The 16,704-nt window shown below is 63.9% G+C and carries 17 protein-coding genes; 6 read left to right on the top strand and 11 right to left on the bottom strand.

Going from position 1 to position 16,704, the window contains the following annotated elements:
- Nucleotides 1-57: 57 nt before the first annotated feature.
- On the top strand, nt 58-351 hold the full coding sequence (locus tag BraRD5C2_RS13040; protein WP_223969285.1) for a c-type cytochrome: 294 nt from the start codon (nt 58-60) through the stop codon (nt 349-351).
- A complete protein-coding gene (locus BraRD5C2_RS13035) occupies nt 348-1,286 on the top strand; it encodes a substrate-binding periplasmic protein (RefSeq protein ID WP_223968920.1) in 939 nt (312 codons plus the stop codon). The genes BraRD5C2_RS13040 and BraRD5C2_RS13035 overlap by 4 nt, the downstream gene beginning before the upstream one ends.
- Nucleotides 1,287-1,305: 19 nt before the next feature.
- On the opposite strand, the gene BraRD5C2_RS13030 is transcribed toward BraRD5C2_RS13035, so the two are convergent.
- From BraRD5C2_RS13030 to BraRD5C2_RS12980, 11 genes are all read right to left on the bottom strand, one after another.
- The gene (locus BraRD5C2_RS13030; RefSeq protein ID WP_223968918.1) at nt 1,306-2,214 is read right to left on the bottom strand and encodes a flagellin; all 909 of its coding nucleotides are present in this window, start codon (nt 2,212-2,214) and stop codon (nt 1,306-1,308) included.
- Nucleotides 2,215-2,230: 16 nt separating this feature from the next.
- Nucleotides 2,231-4,003, bottom strand: a complete 1,773-nt coding sequence (gene flgK, locus BraRD5C2_RS13025) for a flagellar hook-associated protein FlgK (protein ID WP_223968917.1) — start codon at nt 4,001-4,003, stop codon at nt 2,231-2,233.
- A gap of 27 nt (nt 4,004-4,030) precedes the next feature.
- On the bottom strand, nt 4,031-4,486 hold the full coding sequence (locus tag BraRD5C2_RS13020; RefSeq protein WP_092125877.1) for a flagellar protein FlgN: 456 nt from the start codon (nt 4,484-4,486) through the stop codon (nt 4,031-4,033).
- Between the two features lie 19 nt (nt 4,487-4,505).
- Nucleotides 4,506-4,757, bottom strand: coding sequence for a hypothetical protein (locus BraRD5C2_RS13015; protein ID WP_308444418.1), 252 nt, complete (start codon nt 4,755-4,757; stop codon nt 4,506-4,508).
- A complete protein-coding gene (gene flgE / locus BraRD5C2_RS13010; RefSeq protein WP_223968914.1) occupies nt 4,757-6,028 on the bottom strand; it encodes a flagellar hook protein FlgE in 1,272 nt (423 codons plus the stop codon). The genes BraRD5C2_RS13015 and flgE overlap by 1 nt, the downstream gene beginning before the upstream one ends.
- Before the next feature lie 19 nt (nt 6,029-6,047).
- Nucleotides 6,048-6,719: a flagellar hook assembly protein FlgD gene (locus BraRD5C2_RS13005; protein ID WP_097675462.1), complete on the bottom strand. Its 672-nt coding sequence runs from the start codon at nt 6,717-6,719 to the stop codon at nt 6,048-6,050.
- A gap of 225 nt (nt 6,720-6,944) precedes the next feature.
- A complete protein-coding gene (locus BraRD5C2_RS39520; RefSeq protein ID WP_308444417.1) occupies nt 6,945-7,466 on the bottom strand; it encodes a hypothetical protein in 522 nt (173 codons plus the stop codon).
- 94 nt (nt 7,467-7,560) lie between these two features.
- On the bottom strand, nt 7,561-8,004 hold the full coding sequence (locus BraRD5C2_RS12995) for a flagellar export chaperone FliS (RefSeq protein ID WP_223968912.1): 444 nt from the start codon (nt 8,002-8,004) through the stop codon (nt 7,561-7,563).
- Nucleotides 8,004-9,710 (bottom strand): flagellar filament capping protein FliD, encoded by a 1,707-nt coding sequence (fliD, locus tag BraRD5C2_RS12990; protein ID WP_223968911.1) that lies wholly within the window; start codon nt 9,708-9,710, stop codon nt 8,004-8,006. The genes BraRD5C2_RS12995 and fliD overlap by 1 nt, the downstream gene beginning before the upstream one ends.
- Before the next feature lie 63 nt (nt 9,711-9,773).
- Complete coding sequence (locus tag BraRD5C2_RS12985) at nt 9,774-10,598, bottom strand: flagellin (RefSeq protein WP_050405219.1); 825 nt, start codon at nt 10,596-10,598, stop codon at nt 9,774-9,776.
- Nucleotides 10,599-10,738: 140 nt separating this feature from the next.
- Nucleotides 10,739-11,440, bottom strand: a complete 702-nt coding sequence (locus tag BraRD5C2_RS12980; RefSeq protein ID WP_223968909.1) for an RNA polymerase sigma factor — start codon at nt 11,438-11,440, stop codon at nt 10,739-10,741.
- Nucleotides 11,441-11,651: 211 nt separating this feature from the next.
- Here BraRD5C2_RS12980 and BraRD5C2_RS12975 point away from each other — a divergent pair, with 211 nt between their 5' ends.
- The 4 genes from BraRD5C2_RS12975 (at nt 11,652) to BraRD5C2_RS12960 (ending at nt 16,634) form a co-directional block, all read left to right on the top strand.
- Nucleotides 11,652-11,927 carry a hypothetical protein gene (locus BraRD5C2_RS12975; protein WP_223968908.1) on the top strand — a complete coding sequence of 92 codons (276 nt, stop codon included), beginning with the start codon at nt 11,652-11,654 and terminating at the stop codon, nt 11,925-11,927.
- 180 nt (nt 11,928-12,107) lie between these two features.
- Entirely contained in the window at nt 12,108-14,453 is a 2,346-nt protein-coding gene (locus BraRD5C2_RS12970) for a hypothetical protein (RefSeq protein ID WP_308444416.1), read from the top strand.
- Nucleotides 14,454-14,511: 58 nt separating this feature from the next.
- On the top strand, nt 14,512-15,870 hold the full coding sequence (locus BraRD5C2_RS12965; protein ID WP_223968906.1) for a hypothetical protein: 1,359 nt from the start codon (nt 14,512-14,514) through the stop codon (nt 15,868-15,870).
- A gap of 38 nt (nt 15,871-15,908) precedes the next feature.
- Nucleotides 15,909-16,634, top strand: coding sequence for a formyltransferase family protein (locus tag BraRD5C2_RS12960; protein ID WP_223969283.1), 726 nt, complete (start codon nt 15,909-15,911; stop codon nt 16,632-16,634).
- The last annotated feature ends 70 nt before the right edge of the window (nt 16,635-16,704 follow it).

Here is a 16,704-nt window from a genome sequence, read left to right as displayed (position 1 = left end):
GTGACTGAAAGAGTAACCCTGTTGACGGCGGCGATCTTCGCCGCCGTCGCGGCGGCCCTGATCACGTTGATCCCGGCAGCCGCACAGCAAGCCAGTGCAATCGACCTTCAGGGTCAGGCCGACCAGGGCAAGGTCACCTACGCCAAGAACTGCTCGCATTGCCATGGGCCCAACATGGTCAACTCCGGCACCATCACGCCGGACCTGCGTGCGTTTCCCGACGACAAGACGCGCTTCGTGACCACCGTGAAGCAAGGCAAGAACGGCAAGATGCCGCCCTGGGTCGACATCCTGAGCGAGCAGGAGATCGCCGACGTCTGGGCCTTCCTGTCGAGCCGGAGGCCCCAATGAGAGCGCTCCTGACGGGCGCTGCGGCAGCCCTGCTTCTCGCCGCCACGGCGACAGCGCATGCCGCCGACGCGCCGCTCAAGATATGCCTCGATGAGGATCTGCCGCCGTTGTCGGCGCATCACCGCGGCAAACCGGATGCCGGCTTCGACGTCGCGCTCGCGCAAGTCATCGCCGAGCGGCTCGGGCGGCCGCTCAAGATCCAGTGGTTCGAGAGCAAGCTCGACGAGGATTCGAGCCCCGCGCTGGAGGCCAATGCGTTGCTGTCGGACGGGCGATGCTCGCTGGTCGGCGGGTACGCCTTCACCACGGACTCGCTGAAGGCGCCGGGCGTCGCGACGGCCAAGCTGCCGGACTTCGATGGCGCCACGCGCGACGATCGCCGCCGGCGCATTCCGATCGGGGTGCTGGCGCCAAGTCAGCCCTACATCTATTCGCCGATGACCGTCGTGCTCGGCCCCAAGGCCAAGGACCGGCTCAAGGACCGCAAGATCGCCGACATCGGCGATCTCGCCGGCCTTCACCTGACGATCGAAAGCGGCACGCTGGGCGATGCCATCCTGATGACCTTCGACAAGGGTAAGCTGATCGAGGACATCACCCACCTCGTTCCCGGACGCAGCGACCTGTTGGGAGAGCTGGAGCGCGGTGAATTCGACGCCACCCTGCTCGACCTGCGCCGGTTCGACGCCTACCGCGCCGATCATCCCGACACCAGGATCACCGCCTCCGGCTATTACTATCCGATCGGCGCCAATCGCGGTTACGTCGCCCTCGAGACCGACAAGGCGCTGCTGGAGGCCGTCAACAAGGTGCTGTCCGACCTGCAAGCCAAAGGCGCCATCGCCGAGCTCGGCAAGGCCGCAGGCCTCACCTGGCTCGCTCCGCGCGAGCCGATCATCCTCGGCGATGTCTGGCTGAAGATCCTGAACCGATGAACCGCTCGCCGCGGGCCTGCTATTTCAGATAATTGGCCAAGTTCATGCTCTGGATCTTGGCGATCGCCGAATAGGATGCCGTCAGCTGCGCCTGATAGGTCGAAAGCTGCGCCGTCACCGCGGCGACGTCGACGCTGGTGAGGTTGGTCGACAGGGTCTTGGCAAAATTCTGGTAGTCGCTCTGGTCCGTGCTGGCGGTCTCGATCTGCGACGCCGAGGTCGAGAGCTTTGCCTGCACCGTGGACGTTGCATCCAGCGCGGTGCTGGCGAGGTTGAGCGCCTGCGAGATATCGCTCGACGACAACGTCGTGCTGTTGCCGACGTACTTCAACAGCCGCAGGACCTGCTCGAAGCCAGGATTGTCGGCGGTGACGCCGTAGGAAACCGACTGGCTGTCGGAAACGCGTACCGACGCAATCTCGCTGTCGCCCTTGTAGTAGCTGGTATCCGACGTCGTCAGCGAGCCCGTTCCGGTGTCATAGCTCGACAGATCCACGGGCGCAGTGTCGGTGCGGGCGCCGCTGAAGACGTATTCGCCGTCATACTGGGTGTTGAGCAGCCCCTGCATCTGCGAGATCGCCTGCTGGGCATAGTTGATCACCGATGCCGTCGCCGTGCTGCTGCCGGTCGTGGCGGCGCTGAGCTGGGTCCGAAGCTGCGTGATGATATCGGTCACCGAGCCGACCGCCGAATACATCGCCTGCACCTTGTTGTCGGCGAGATTGCTGGCATCGATATAGGACTGGGCCCGCGTCACCGAGACCTGCAAATTGATCACGCGCCCGGCGCCGGAACCGTAGCCGCCGAAATCCTCGGATTGCAGCCCGGAGGACTCCTGCACCTGCTCGTTGGCCATCACCGACTGCACGCGCAGCGCGCTTGATATCATCTGCTCCGATTGCGCGAAGGTGGCAACACGCATCATCATGACAACGCCCTCACACTCAGGCTGTGCCCATCGCGGTCATCAGCGCCGAGAACATGGAATTGATGGTCGTAATGATCTGGGATGCGGCAGCGTATTTGTTCTGCAACGCACTCAGATTCGCGCTTTCCTGGTCAATGTTGACGCCGGACTGCGACGACAGCGAACTCGCATAGGTCGACTGTGCAGTCTGCTTGGATGTGTAGGTCGCCGATGCCTGGCTCGCCTTGCCCGCAACGCTGGCAACGATCGCTGCCGCATAGTCGGTGAAAGAGCCAGTGGTGGCGCCGAGCCCACCCGCCATCGCGAAGTTGGTCGACCCCGTCAGCGCACTCGAGAGCGCGTTCACCACTGTCGCCGAGCCCGACGACAGCACCGAGTTTCCGACCGTCAGCGTGGACGATGCATCGAGCGTCGCCGTCGGCAGCGCGGCGGTGCCGCTGAGGATGTCGCTGCGCACCCCGATGTTAGAGGCGCTGGTCCCGGTAATCAGGTCGTTGAGCCCGAAATTCTGGGAGAATCCCTCACCGCCGACCGAACTCGTCATCTGATTGATGGCGATGCCATTGCCCGACCCGGTCGCCGAAATCGACAAATGTCCGTTGGCATCGACCGATGCCGATACGCCGGAGATGGTGTTGATCTTGGCGGCCAGAGCCCCCACCGTAGAATACGCCGATAGATCGATATCCTGATACGATACGAGATTGCCGCTCTTGTCGGCGACTGCGATCCGCACCGTGCCGGTGCCCGCGAACGATGTCGAATTGCTGACAGTCGCCGTACCGGTCAGGCTCGTCGGCGGCGGCACCGATGTGCCCTGGTTCGATACCGCATTCACGCTCGAAGCCAGCTGCTGCGCAAGCTCATCGAGTTGCGACTGCGCGGCCGGCAGGGTCTGGTCGCGCAGGGTAATCAGGGCACTGACCTTGCCGGAGGAGATCTGCGAAGTGATGTCGACCCCGTTGACGGTGATGCCGCTGAAGCCGCTCGTCGCCGATCCCGCGGTATACGTTGTCGACGCCGTGACGCTGGGCGCCGCCGCATAGCTCAGCGGGTGCGCCGTGCTGTCGACGAGCGCCTGCCCGGAACCGGTATAGATCTGCAGATCACCGCTCGACGTGGTGAAATAGCTCACGTTCATCTGCGACGCGACGTCCTGCAGTGCGCTGTTGCGCTGATCCTCGAGATCGGCGGTTGGCTGGCCTGCGGCCGCTTCCTGCTTGATCTGCTTGTTGAGGTCGGAGATCTGCTGCAGGTCGGCATTGATGTCGGTGACCGACGAGGCGATGTCCTGGTCGGCATTGGCGCGCAGCTTCTGGATGCCGCTCGAGGTCTGCTGCAGCTGATTGGTGACGGCCGCGAGCGCGCTGACGGCGTTGGATTGCAGCGAAGCGCTGCTCGGCGTGCTGGCAAGCGAGGACAGCGCCGACTCGAATGCCGCGATCGTGTTGGCCAGCGAAGTGCCCGTCGTGGAACTGCCGCTGCTCGACGTGCTGCCATAGAGCTGCTGGAGCTCAGTCAGATAGTTGTTGTTGGTGTCGGCGGCGCCGAGATCGGAATTGGCCCCGACCAGCGACTTCAGGAGCAGCTTGTCGACCGCGCTGGTGATCCCCGAGATCGTGACGCCGGTGCCGACGCCGCTGGTGACGCTGCTGCTTTGGTTGGCGGTCTTCTCGGTATAGCCCTTGGTGTCCGCATTGGAGATATTGGCCGAGGCGACGCTGATCTGCACCTGCGTGGCAGACAGGCCGCTGAATGCGATGCTTCGTGCGATATCGAGCGACGACACGGCCAACTCCCTCCGGCGACGGCCCGATCAGGCCCGCACGTTGGTGCCATAGGACATCGCGGATGTGACGCGACGGCCACCGGCTCCGTATGGCGATACGTTGGCGATCTGCTCGCGGATCGCCTGCATGATCGCCTCGATCCGGCGGTTGCTGGCATCGATCGCCGCACGCAGCCGCATCACGTTCTCGTCCATCGCGACCCGAAGCTTCAGGATCCGGTCCATCAGCTGTTCGCGCAGCACGCGATCCTGGACGTTGAGATTGGCGGTCTTGCCGACGGCCTCCGCGACACACTGCTCGAACAGCGTCGCGAGGCGGTTCTTCTCGTCGACTTGCTTCAGCCGAGAGGCCGGCAGGCCCTTGGCGAGCTCGACGTTTTCCTCGTTCACGATCTCGATCAGATTGTCGATCAGTGCGATCAACGACCTGGCGCGCTCGTCATTGCCCGCGGGATTGATCTTGATGTTGCGTTCCGGTGTCATGTCATCGCTCCCGTTCAAGCTAGTGTCCGCGACGCAGGGCGCGAACCGACTGTGCGCTGCGTCCATACGCGGTGATTGCCGTTACCCGGACCGAGGCCCGGTTGAGTTCCTGGTCGAGCCGTGCGCATTCTCGCATCAGCAGGTCCCGCAGCGTTTCGACGTCGTCGAGCAACGCAATGAGTTGCGCCCGATCGTTCGGCTGAGCCGACGCAGCCCTCGCCTTCAGCCGCTGAAGCCTGACCAGCAATCGGTCATTCTTCGCTTCGGTCATCATCGCGACACCGCCGAGATCAGCGTGTCGAACATCTTGTTGACGGTGGTGATCACCTGTGACGCCGCCGAATAGGCTTGCTGCGCCGAGATCATGTTGGAGAACTGGCCGCTGGTGTCAGTTGTGCTCGATTCCAGCTCGCTGCCGTAGATCGTGCCGGCACCGTTGGCCCCCGAGGTCTGTAGCGTGGCGTTGCCGGAGGCTGCCGTCGCGGAGTACAGGCCGTCGCTGGCCGCGCTCAATCCGTTGGGGTCGCTGAAGGTTGCGACCGCAATCTTGTAGATCGCGATGGTCTGCCCGTTGGAGTAGGTCGCATCGACCACACCACCCTTGCCGATCGCGATGCTACTCAGCTTGCCGTAGGGAAGACCGTCGGGCGTAATGCCGGTCAGGTCGACTGACGGGGTCGTCTCACCCGAGGCGTACTGGGTCAGGCCATCAGTCTTGCCGACGGTACCGAGATTGAGCGCGATGCTGCTGTTGGCAGCCCCGTCGGTCCAGCCCGTCACCGAGATCGTCGGCGGGCTTGGATTCGTCGAGGCGAGAGAACCATCGCTATTGAAAGTGATGGCCACTGTGCCGCTGCTCGTTGTTCCCGTCGTCGTACTCGAATTCGAGGCAAGCGTTGGATTTCCAAAGCTTGCGGTCCAGGCATTGGCGCCGGTCTTGGTCCAGGTGATCTGGATCGAATTCGCTGTTCCGAGCGAGTCGTACGCCGTCATGGAGCTGCTGAAGGTGGCACCAGTCGCCGCATCCGACGGCAAGTTCGCTGCGATCGTCGCCTTGGTCGTAGCACTGCCACTGGTTGCAGCAACCTGTGTGTTGATCGGCCCAAGGCTCGCGGCCGACGCATTGCCGAGGATGTTGCCTTGCGCGTCGGTGCGCCAGCCCTCGAGGTAGTTACCGTTGTTGACGAGATAGCCCGAGTTGTCGGTGGTGAACGCACCGTTGCGCGTATAGGAGGTGGTGCCGCCGGTCGTCGCATTCGTGGTGACGAAGAAGCCGCTGCCCTGGATCGCAACGTCGGTGGCGTTGGTGGTCGCGGCCAGCAATCCCTGCTGGCTGATGTTGGCGCGGCCGGACACGTTGACGCCGCCGGACGTGTACGAGGTGGCACTGTTCGACGCCGTCACCAGATCTTCGAACATCGCCGACGTGGTCTTGTAGCCGGTGGTATCGGCGTTCGAGATGTTGTCGGAAATCATTGCCAGCGACTGGCTCTGCGAATTGAGCGCCGAGATCGCCGAGGAAAGTGCACCAGTAAGACTCATGATAATACTCCGGAAGCAATCAGGACGTGACGCCGATGATGTTGGCGGCGCTGACGGGGACACCGTTCACGAGCAGCGAAGGTGTCGAGCCGGACGCATCGATCCCGGTCACCGTTCCAGTCATCGTGGTGTAGCTGAGCAGCGAGTTCCCGGCGGAGTCGGTCGCGGTCACCTGGATCGTGTACTGGCCGCCATTGCTGAGCTGGGTGCCGTTCGTGGTCTGGCCGTTCCAGGTGAAGGTGTTCGAGCCGGCGGTTCCGGTCCCCTTGCCGCTCCACACAGTGTTGCCTGAGGAATCCTGGATCGCGATCGCGACGTTGGAAGCGGCCGAAGTGAGCGAGTAGCCGAAGGTCGCCGAGCCGTTGGTCAGCTCCGCCGTGTTCGTCTTCGCCTCGACGGTGTGGCCGATATAGTTGACCGAGTTGAGCGTCACGAGGCTCGAGAACGAGCTTGCGAGCGACGTCATGCTGGCGTTGGTCGACTGCTGCTCGGTGAAGTTCGCGTAAGAGGTGAGCTGATTGATGAAGTCGGTCGTGCTGGTGGCATTCAGCGGATCCTGGTTTTGCAGTTCGCTGACGAGCAAGTTGAGGAAATCGGTCGAGCTCATCCCCATCGACGCGCTGGTTGACGAACTCGACGACGAGCTCGAGGCGGCGGAGGCTGCAGCAGAGGTTGCCGAGGAAACGGTCATGACAAGGCTCTCTTCGTCGCGGGCTAGGCGACGGAACGCGGTGAAACATTGGGATCGTGAAGTCGTTCGCAGATAAAACGGATGACGCGGCGATTTCAGGCGCGGATTCATCCGCGCGGAATCATTTGATTAATCGGCAGAATTTGCCGATCGGCCGCGGCGCCGCAGCACGCAAATGCGCCCGCCGCGGGAGGGCGCAGTGCGCTGCAAGAGAATGCGGAGAGCTTAGAGCGAGAGGCTGATTGGCAGATCCGGCTCGTCGAGCATCAATGCCGGCGGCGCCAGCGCGGGCAGCAAGCAGAGGGCCAGCAACAGCGCAGGCAGCACCTTGCCTTGCTGTGCGGAATCGCCTTGAGCCCGCGCATCGTTCGACTGCTCCTCGGCTGCGGCCGGCTCCGAGGCCGGCTCTTGGGGCGGTTCCTGCTGGGGCAGTTTCGCCGCCGCGGTCACGATGCGGTCGAGAAGGCCCTTGGGTGCGCGAACCGGCGGCGCCGCGAGCGCCCGGCGGACCGCGCTCGCTTCTTCATAGAGCGTCCGCGCCTCGACCGAGGATGCGAGCAGCTGGACGGCGGCAAGACGTTGATCATCGGGCCAGCGGGACAGATCCTCCCCCAGCCGGTCGATCAGGTCTTCGAATGTCGCAACGTCCATCCCGCGCGCAGATCCCGCCTCGTCGCCAAGGCTGTCATAAAGCATTCGCGGGACGGCGGAAATCAATTTCCGCCGCCTAAGCGTCAGGTCCAGCATGGTGCTCACCGAGCGGCCTTTTTCCCCAACAGGACGCCCGCCCGAGCGCCCTGCCCCCTTCCGGCGAAACTGGGTCGCCGGCCGATTCGCCCGCTCAGCGGCCGGTGGCTGATTCGAGCGCCTTGTCGAGCGTCTTGGCCTTGGCGGCCTTGCCGGCGGTCGCCTCGACGAACTTCCAGGCGTCGCGGAGCTCGGTCAGGCTGGCAATGATACGCCGAAAATTCTCCCTGGCGTGCGGCCGGCCGTAGGAGCGCAGGCACGCCATGATCAGCGCGTTGTAGGTCCGGAACAGGCGGTCGGCCATTGCGCCGCCGCGGGTGACGTCGAGATGGTGGCTCAGTCCGCGCAGGATCGCGGTAGCCCGCGTCAGATAAGTGTGCCCTTCCTCGAAGCGCTTCGCCTCGTGCGCATCCAGCGCCTTCTGCAGCAACGTGATGGCGCCGTCGCACAGCATCACCACCGCCTTCAGCGGCGGAACCGCCACCGCGGCGGATCGATAGGCATTGTTGGCGAGGTAGGCCGTAGCATTCTGGGTCATTATTTACTCGATGATGCGTTCAGGAGGGCACTCAGGTAGCCCAGCGTGTTGTTCGCGCTTTCGATGGCGGCCTGATAATTGGCGTATTGAAGCTGCAGCTGCGCCTTGAACGTCGCTGCATTGCTCTGGATGTCGCTGACCTGGGACTGCAGATCGGTATCGCGGGATTGCAGGTTGGTGATCATGGTCTGTAGCTGACCGCTGGTCCCGGAGTTGGTTTGTGCGAGCTGATAAAGTTGTGCCGCAAGCCCGGACGATGACGTCACGGTGATCGATTGCGAGGTCGAGCCGGTGTAGGTGAATGCCATGCCGGCGTAGATCGTGCCCGAATTGCCGATGATGGAGTCGCCGACCACCGAAAAGCCGGAGCTGTCGCCGCCGACCGAGGCGCCGCTCAGCGTGCCGGTCGAATCCACCGTCACATCGAGCGTGAACGATTGCGGCGACGTGCCGGTGTTGACGACGTTGAGCTGGCTGGACGAGGCCGTCGTCTGTGCGGACAGCAGCTTGGTCACGCCGGTCAGGTTTTGCGTCAGCACGGTCGACAGCGTGCCGGTGTCGAGCTGCAGCTCGTTGTTCTCGTTGAACGACAGGCCGAGGTCGGCCATCGTCATGCCGCCGACGGAACCGCTGAGCACCTGCTGAAGCTGGGTCATGATATCGCGCATCGTGCTGTCGCCGAACAGCACCGCACTCGATGACGCCGTGCCGTCGGAATTCTGGGCGGACTGCGCGATCACCTGGTCGCGAAACGCATTGTAGTTGGTGACGAAGGTCTGCAGCGCTGACGTGATCTGGCTGGTGTCGGTCGAGATGCTGATGTTCAGGCTGGTGCCGCTCGGTGTCGGCTGCAGAAGGTCGAACGTGACGCCCGAGAGCACGTCGGAAATATCGTTGGTGTTGCGGGTGAGCGCGATGCCGTCGAGGGTGAATTCGGCGGATTGCGCCTTCTGCAGCACGTCGGTGAACGCCCCCGTTGTGTCCGTGACGCCGAGCTTGTTCAGGATGTCGTCGCCGGATGTCGACGAATAGGTGATGTTGGCGGCGTCCTGGGTCCCCGTCAGCACCATCTCATAGGACCCGCTCGACACCTGGACGATGGAGGCCTGAACGTTGGTGCTCGAGGTCTGGGCGTTGATGGTGTCGACGATATCCTGCATCGACATGCCGCTGGTAATCGAGATCGCCGTGCTGCTGCCGCCGGCGAGGCCCAGCGAAAACGTTCCGGAGTAACCGAGCGCGGTCGAGCTGCTCGACTGCGAAGTGCCGATTACCTTCTGCGCGGTTGCGAGCTGGGTGATCTGGAGCGTGTGATTGCCGGTCGCCGAGCCGCTGTTGACGCTCATCGACAGCGCCGAGGAGGCACTGACGTCGCCGGTGGACGAAATCGTCGCCGAACGTGTGGCGAACGCATTGGTCGCGATCGTGTTGATGATCGACGTGCTGAGCGACGACAATCCGGTCGCCAGTGTCGACAGCTCGGTCTGCAAGGATTGGTAGGCCGTGACCTTGGCCTGGTTCGCGGTAATCTTGGTGGTGATCGTGGTCGCCGCCGTGAGCTTGGCGTTGACTTCGGCATCGATCAGGGCGGTCCAGTCGATACTGGCCGAGTTGGTCGTGCCGGTCGTGGTCACCGTGCTGGCAGAGCTGGCGGAACTCGACGATGTCGTACCTGATGTGCTCGAGGTGGCGCTGCTAACCGTCATGTCGACACCTCCGCCGTCGTGAGAATCGGGCCGGCAAGATGCCGGCCCGACCTATCGTTCGAATTAGCCGAGCAGCTTGAGCAGGTACTGCGGCATCTGGTTGGCGGCGGTTTCCGCCGACACCGCGGCCTGGGTCTTCACTTCGGCCGACGACAGCGTCGCCTGCTCGGAAGCGATATCAACGTCCTTGATCGCCGAATTGGCGGACTGCAGGTTCTGGGTCTGGGTCGAGATCGAGTCGGCGCTGAAGTTGAAGCGCGATTCCTGGGCACCGATCTCGGCGCGGGCGGACGACACGGTGTCAATCGCGCTGTCGAGGGCCGACATCGCGCTGGTGGCGCTCGACAGGCTGGAGACGTCGAGCGAGGTCACGCCGAGCGAGGATGCCGTCAGGCTGGTCAGCGTGATCGTGATGGTGTCGGCCGAGGTCGAGCCGACCAGCACCGAGACGCCCGAGGAGAACACGCTCGAACCGTCGAGCAGGCTCTGGCTGCTGTAGCGGGTGCCGGACGCGATCGAGTCGATTTCGCCTTTGAGCTGCGTGAATTCCGAGTTGATGTAGGCGCGGCTGGAGTCAGCCACGGTGCCGGAGGCGGACTCGGAAGCCAACGACTTCATGCGGGCCAGGATGTCCGAGATGTTGGACGCGCCGCCATCGGCGGTCTGCAGGATCGAGGTCGCCTGCGCCGCGTTGGTGGCAGCCTGCTGCAGCGTCGTAATGTCGGAGGAAATGCGGGTCGAGATCGCGAGGCCGGCCGCGTCGTCGGAAGCGGAAGTGATGCGCGAGCCGCTCGACAGCTTAGAGAGCGCGCTGGTTTCCTGCATCGAGTTGATGTTGAGGTAACGGACCGCGGAGTTGGCGGCTGTGTTGGTGGAAATTGCGGGCATGATTAGCTCCTGTGCTGATGGGGCATGGCATGCCGCATCGTGAGAAAGTGAGGTGACGCGGATCCAGCCCCCGTCCGACCGATCAAACGGAGCGGCCGCCGGTGGTCAGGCGCGAAATCTTCAGAAGCCGAAATTTATGGTTAACAGTCGGTGAACGCACCGCGCAGGTCGCGCTCGTGCCGCTTGAGCAACTCGCGCAACTGTTGCCGCCCGCGCTTCAGCAGCGACTCGACCGCGGCCACGGTCGTATCCATCACCTCGGCGATCTCGCCGTTGCTCATGTTCTCGTGGTAGGAGAGGATCACCGCGACGCGCTGCTGCTCGGGCAGCCGCTGCATCGCAAGCTCCAGAAGATTGCCGATCTCGTTGCGCTCGATGACGGTCGAGGCGTCGAGCTGAGTGTCAGCCACCTCGGGCACGACATCGACATTCTCGGTGCGCGGCTTGCGGCGCAGATCGATGCAACGGTTGCTGACGACGCGATAGAGCCAGGTCGAGAACTTGGCGCGGCCATGCTGCCAGCGGCCGCGATGCGTCCAGACCTTCAGCATGGTGTCTTGCACCACGTCTTCGGCATCGGCGGCGTTGCCGACAATGCGCAGCGCGATCGCGTAGGCGCGATCGACATGGCGTTCGACGAGAGCACGAAACGCCGCCTCGTCGCCGGCGGCTAGGCGGTCGAGCAGTTCCTTGTCCTCGTCCTGGATTTCGACGGTGTCGAGCGGGCCTGCATCGGCAATCGTGGGAACGTTGCTCCAGGCAGCAGTCGCTTCGACCGGCGCAGCCGTGGCCGCCGTAGCTTCGACCTCGACCGCTGCCATCACATCAAGCGCGTAACTCATCCGCCGCTCTCCAACCAACGCCGCAAGCACACATCGCATGCGGCTTCTGAGCGTTGAACGGAGGGGCCAGACAAACCAGGCGAAGTTTTTTCGTTATTTTTCAAATGCTTAGCTGGATTTTTTTGCCGACCGCCCGGCAAAAGCTGCCGCTGCGCGAAGGCGCAGGCAGCAATTCTACGGAGTCTGGAGCAGTCGTTCAGCATCGCCTCGCATGCCCGCGGAAGATTTCGTCGCGCCGGAAAACGCTGTTGTCACATCAACTAACGCCACGCGAACACATGCATGCGCGGAGCATGCGAGTGATCCATCGCCGTTGGTCGCCATCTTGCATTCGACGATTGCGACTAGGCAAATTTTTCCGAATCACCATTTCGACGTTATCGGATTTTTTGAATCTGTCAGTCGCGAAGCGCGCGTTTTCGAATCCCGCATCAACTTTTTTGAATCATCGCGCCTGATTTGTCTCACGCAGGCGTTCAACGCATGAGGACTGGCGGGAATTTTGCGCATGACGATCATGACGGTCGACGCAACGCGTCGAGCGCAGAATGTTTCTGCATGTTCATTCGATGTTTTCGATACATTTCTGTTGCGCGCCTGCACGACGCCGGATGGCGTATTTGAAAGGGTTTTTCAGCTTTCTCGCATTGCTGAAAAATTTCCAAATATGTCCGTCAGTTTCGTTCAGCATCGAATCCAGGCGGAGGCGCGCGCGCGCAAGCTGGCGCTGGAGCGCAGCGGCTCTGCTGAAGTGCGCATCGCCGACATCTACAAGTTCTTTCCGTTCAGGCTGTTCGGCCTGAGCCGCGATGCATTGGGCGATCTCGCGCAGATCGAATTCGAAGCCGAGCTCGAACTGTGCCGCGCCAACCCGGAAATGTTCGAGCAATATCTGGACATGAAGCGGGGCGGTTTTCGCACTGGCTTCATTTCAGACACCTACTGGAGCACCGAGCAGCTCGCGCAACTGCTGCGCGCCTGCAGCCCGGGACTGACCTGGGATTTCCTCTACGCATCCTGCGATCACGGCTCTGGCAAGAGCGAAGCGCTGTTCGAGGCCTATCTCCTCGAGCAAGGCATCGATGCGGCAAGCTCATTCCATGTCGGTGACAATCACAACGCCGATATCAAGGGCGCCCGCCGTCACGGCATCCGCCCGCGCTACTATCCGCAAGCCAGCGCGCCGCTGGCGTCGAAGTTTCAGCGCGAAACATCGATCTTCGAACTGCTGTGCCCCGATCAACCGTCGCGGCTCGATTGCGGCGCGCGCACGCTGCGGCGCGCGGTGACGGCGCGCAGTGCTGAGCACTCTCCCGCTTTCAACCTCGGCGTCACCGTGCTCGGCCCGGTGATGGCGGCGTTCGACGCCTTCATCGAAGCGCGGCGCGCTGCGCTGGCGCGCGAGGGCGCGCGCGTCGCGATCGGTTTCCTCGGCCGCGATGGTCTGTTGCCGTATCGCGTTTGGCAGGCAAGCCATGGCGAGACCGGGGCCTATGTCGAGATCAATCGCCGTGTGAGCCTGGTCGGGTCCGCCGATACGCTCGAACCTCTCAGCGAGCTGCTGAGCCGCGTCGTCAAGATCGACGCGGCGACCTTTGTCGACATCGTCAAGGTGCAACCACCGGCGGTGATGAAGTTCTTCGCGCGGTATCCTGACGGCATTGCGAGTGGCCGCGAACTCGCCGACGCCCTGCCCGATCTGATGGACCTGCGCGAAATCACCGACATCGCTGCCGGCGTCCGCACGCGCCTGCTGGCTTATCTTCGGGCGAAGATCGCGGATTTCGACGGCTGCACCGACCTCATCCTTGTCGACCTCGGCTACTCCGCCAGCGTGCAGAAGTCGCTGCGCCGCATCTTCGATCGCGAAGGCATTCGCATCCGCCTGCATGGCGCCTATCTGCTGACGCTCGATGATGCCTTCGACGACGTCGGCGATGACGACACCGCAGAAGGTCTGATTTCGGATCGCATCGTCACGCCGCACGTCAAGCGCATGCTGATCCGCAACGTCGCGTTGCTGGAGCAGCTTTGCTGTTCCGATGAAGGATCGGCACGCGACTATCGCGGCGGAGAGGTGTTACGCGAGGGCGATCAGCGCCCGGCCGCTCAGCTGGCGCTGGCGAACGAGGTTCAATCCGGGACGCTGGCCTATGCGTCGCGCGCCCGCGAGCTGGCGCCGCACTACGCATTGCGGCCCGACGCGGATCCCGTTGTGGCGGCACGCTGGGCCGCCGCCGTGCTCGGACGCCTCCTGCTGCTGCCCGACGATGATGAACTCGTGCTGCTCGGCGGCATCAAGCATGACGTCAACCTTGGCACCCAGGCGCTGGCGCCGCTGCTCGACGCCGGCTTCATCAATGACTGCATCGTCGCGCGCGGCCTCTCGGCCGCCTGCACGGCACCGGCGCCCCCGATGTGGCTGGCCGGCAGCTTTGCCGCGTTGTCACCGTCGCACGCCTACCTCTACACATTGTTCGGCGCCAATCGCCTGCCCGCGAACGTGTTCGGCGAGGCGCAATGCGGGACGCTACAGGTCGGCCTGTTCGGGCCGAACGGCCATGCGTTGCTGGAAGCCGTCGGCGTCTATCACACCGGGCTCGGCGACCTCCGCCTGCGGATTCCATTGTCGCGGCGCATGGCGGTTGCGACCATCGCGTTGCCGCTGGCCAAGCTCAGCCGCGCCGGAATGCTCCATGGCATCACGGTCCAATACGGCGAGAACGCCGCGAAGGCGGCGGAGAGTTCGAACGTAAAGACGATCGCCGCGGAACGGCTGGTCGATGCGGGCCTCGAGCGGAGCGGCCGTCAGTTCCGTGCCACCAATGAGGACGGCATGCTGCTGATCCCGGTCGACGGCTTCGAGGACGATGTTGCGATCTACACCGTCGCGCTGACCGCCCTCGACCATGACCGCATCCTTACCGTCGAGGGCCGCGACGGTAACGGAGTCCCCTCGGCCACGCTGACCTGGCGCAGCGCTAGCGGTGCGCAGGCAACCAACGGCCACTGAATTGTCCGCCTGATCTGGCCGCCCCGCTCGTAGAAGGTTAACGAGGGGTAGCGCGGGCATGATTTCGGCTGACACGGTGCAAGCGGACGGCTTGCAGACGAATTTCGACCAATTACTGGCGACCAACAACATCCGGATGAGCGCTGCGCAGCGCCGGCGGCTCGCATGGCTGTCCGAACGGCTCGGACCTGCGACCGTCCACCAGGCCGGTTCGGTGCCGGCGCGGGAGCACGGTGTCGTCATCCTCGTCGAGCCGCCGAGCGGCCCCGCCGCCGAAATACTCTACCGGTCGCTTCGCGCCGATTGTGCGGTCGTGATCCCGTTCGGCGAGAATCCGGCCTTCGATTTCCTGAAGTCCAAGCTGACCGACTTCGGGACGATCGGGCCGAGCTTCGATGGCCCGCACGAGATGTGGTGGGGCGGCCTCAACTGGCGCCCGATCGCGCCCGCGGAAGGTACTCGATCCGACGCAGCGCTGCGCGTAGTCTCCTGCTATCCCCGCGCCTGTGGCGACGATCATGCCCGCGCGCTCCGCGAGAAGCTGGCCGAATTCGAGATCGCCTGCGACATCGTGCCGATCGATACCGCCGACGGCGCGCACATGCAGGCGTCCGAGAGGTCGGCCTTCATGCTGCAGATGTGGCAGCAGCACCGCGAGCCGCTGCTGTTCATCGAGGCCGATGCGACGCTTTGCGAACCGCCCCTGCTGCCATCCTCCCTCGGATGCGACATCGCACTCCACAAGTGGAACCGGTGGGAGATGTCGGCGCGCACGTTGTATCTCGGCCGCACCCCGGCCGCCGAAGCGCTGCTGCGCAACTGGCATCACATCGCGACCGCCTACCCCGCGGTCTGGGAGGGCTACCTGCTCGACCAGGCCTGGAGCCTGACGTCGTCGCAGATGGCGCTCGACACCGCGTGGCTGCCGCGCTCGTACCATGCGCCGGCCGAAGACGCCGGCACGCCCCGCCACACCACGGTCGTCCACAATCTGCCGACCGACAACAGTGACCTCGGGCCCGACGCCGAATTCGGCATCACGATGCGGGCCGCGCGGCGCGCCAGCCGCAGCGGGGGCCGCGACGCCATGATCGTGATCAAGTCGCCGGCAGCCTCGAACGACGCGATCACCGTGATCATGCGCGATATCGCGACCAGCGACGCCCGCGAAATGGCCGCCAGCATCGAGGCGGTCACCGGCGCGTTCGCCGCCGATTGCGGCGGGTTCGGCCGGCTGGAGCTCGCGCTTTGCCCCTGGCAGGACGATATCCGCGCGGCGAAATCGGCAGCCGCCAGCGCGAACAACCGGATCATCGAGATTGCGCCCTGGCAAGCATTGCCGGCCGATCTGTTCCGCACCGTGGGTCAATCCCGCGATGCCGGCAGCGTCCTCGTCATGACCGGGCAGCGCGGCTGATCAACGGCACAACCACCAGGCAAGAGAAGGACATCGACATCATGAAAACCATCATCCTTCTCACCGGCGTCGCCGACCAGCAATTCGCGCTCACCGAGCTGTTGAAGGCGCACAATCCGGCGCTGTCGTTCCGCTGCGCGGTGACGGCCGAGGAGCTCGCGGCGATCGAGCCCGAGGTGTTGCGTGAGGCCAGGCTGCTGGCATTCACGACCAGCGTCATCGTGCCCGAAAGCATCCTGGCGGCGCTCGGCCACGGCGCCTATAATTTCCACCCCGGCCCGCCGCAATATCCCGGCTGGGCGCCGGCGCATTTCGCGCTCTATGACGGTGCGCGCACGTTCGGCGCGACCGCCCATGTGATGGCCGCGCGCGTCGATTCCGGCCCGATCGTCGGGGTCGAGTCCTTCATCATTCCCGACAAGATCAGCGTGCGCGGGCTCGAGCAGATCGCGTATGTGCGGCTTGCCCATCTGTTCTGGCGGATGTCGCGCGATCTTGCCCGCGATCCCTCACCGCTACCGGAGCTGGAAATCGCCTGGTGCGGCATCAAGAGCACCCGGCAGATGTACCGCGACATGTGCGAGCTTCCCGCCGGCATCAGCCCAAACGAGCTGGCCCGCCGGATCCGCGCCTTCCATGACGACTTCCGCGCCATCCCGCTGACCGTCTCCGTGCACGGCATCCGCTTCGAGCTGGCGACAGCCGCCACGCAGGCTCCCGAGGCACCGCAGGTGATCTCGCCACCGCTCGCTGCTGCGTCCTGAAGCGCGACGAGATCAGGTTGAAGCGTCACCGCGCTTGCACTGTCCAAGCATGATCTTTTCGGAGAGTCGT

It is taken from the genome of Bradyrhizobium sp. RD5-C2, from assembly GCF_019972155.1.
Classification (GTDB): domain Bacteria; phylum Pseudomonadota; class Alphaproteobacteria; order Rhizobiales; family Xanthobacteraceae; genus Bradyrhizobium.
The sequence above is the reverse complement of the archived record's forward strand: the minus strand, read 5'-3'. Positions and strand labels throughout refer to the sequence as shown.